The sequence below is a fragment of the Actinomadura darangshiensis genome (genome assembly GCF_004349235.1).
Lineage (GTDB): Bacteria > Actinomycetota > Actinomycetes > Streptosporangiales > Streptosporangiaceae > Spirillospora > Spirillospora darangshiensis.
In genome coordinates, this window is the sequence record NZ_SMKY01000641.1 from 1 (window position 1) to 1105 (window position 1105).

Annotated in this window: 1 protein-coding gene; it reads right to left on the bottom strand. The window is 66.8% G+C overall.

Annotated features, from left to right (window positions below; all coding sequences use genetic code 11):
- A complete protein-coding gene (locus E1293_RS47115; protein WP_207939566.1) occupies positions 1-1071 on the bottom strand; it encodes an IS630 family transposase in 1071 nt (356 codons plus the stop codon).
- Positions 1072-1105 lie beyond the last annotated feature (34 nt).

Sequence of the window (1105 nt, forward strand, 5' to 3'; positions counted from 1 at the left end):
CTAGTGTCTCGCTCGAAAAGTTTCTTTTCTTTTGATTTTGGCGATGATCTCGTCGGCGTCCTTGGTCCAGGAGAACGGTTCGCAGCGGTCGTTCCAGCCGTCGATGAAGGCGCCGATCGCGGTGGTGAGCTGTTTGACCGAGGTGAACGAGCCCCGGCGGATGGCTTGGCGGGTGATGATGCCGAAGAAGATCTCGACCATGTTCAGCCAGGAGCATCCTGTCGGGGTGAAGTGCAGGGTGACCCGGGGATGCTCGGCGAGCCAGGCCCTGACGTTGGCGTGCTTGTGGGTGCGGTAGTTGTCGCACACGATGTGCAGCTGGGTGTCGGGGTAGGCGGCGGCGACCTTCTTCAGGAACGCCAGGAACTCGGTATTGCGGTGGCGGCGGTAGCAGGCGTCGGCGCCGATGCGGCCGGTGGCGACCTCCAGGGCGGCGAACAAGGTGGTGGTGCCGTGCCGGATGTAGTCATGGGTCTGCTGTTGGGGGATGCCCGGACGGATCGGCAGGATCGGCTGGCTGCGCTCCAGCGCCTGGCACTGGGACTTCTCGTCCACGCTCAGCACGATCGCGTTCTCCGGCGGGTTGAGGTACAGCCCGACCACGTCGCGGATCTTGGTCTCCAGCTGCGGGTCGGTGGAGAACTTGAAGCTCTCCTTGCGCCAGGGCTGCAGCCCGTAGGACCGCCACACCTCCACCACCGTGGAGGGGGCGACGTTCAGCTCCTTGGCCAGCAGCCGGCTCGACCAGTGCGTCACGCCCAGCTTGGCGGGAGGCGGCTCCAGCGTGCGCACCACGATCTCCACCTCGTCCACGCTGCGCGGACGCCCCGGCCGGGCGGCATCGGTCAACGCCGCGATCCCGCCCGAGGCGTACCGGCTACGCCAATGCCGGACGGTCGGCACCGAGGTGCCGGTCAGCTCGGCCACCTCGGTGTGCGCCACCCCCTCGGCCGCCAGCAGCACGATCCGCGCTCGCCGGGCCAGGCCCGCCGAGACGCTGCGCGCCGACTCAAGTCGACGCAGCTCGTCCGCGTCACCATCACGCAATGCCAAGGGGGCAGCGGTTCGCATACCCCAGTCTCTCAAACAGAAAGAAACTTTTCGA

Bases quoted from the DNA above. Each gene is read 5' to 3' on its own strand.
- E1293_RS47115 (WP_207939566.1), bottom strand. From the start codon at position 1,071: ATGCGAACCGCTGCCCCCTTGGCATTGCGTGATGGTGACGCGGACGAG.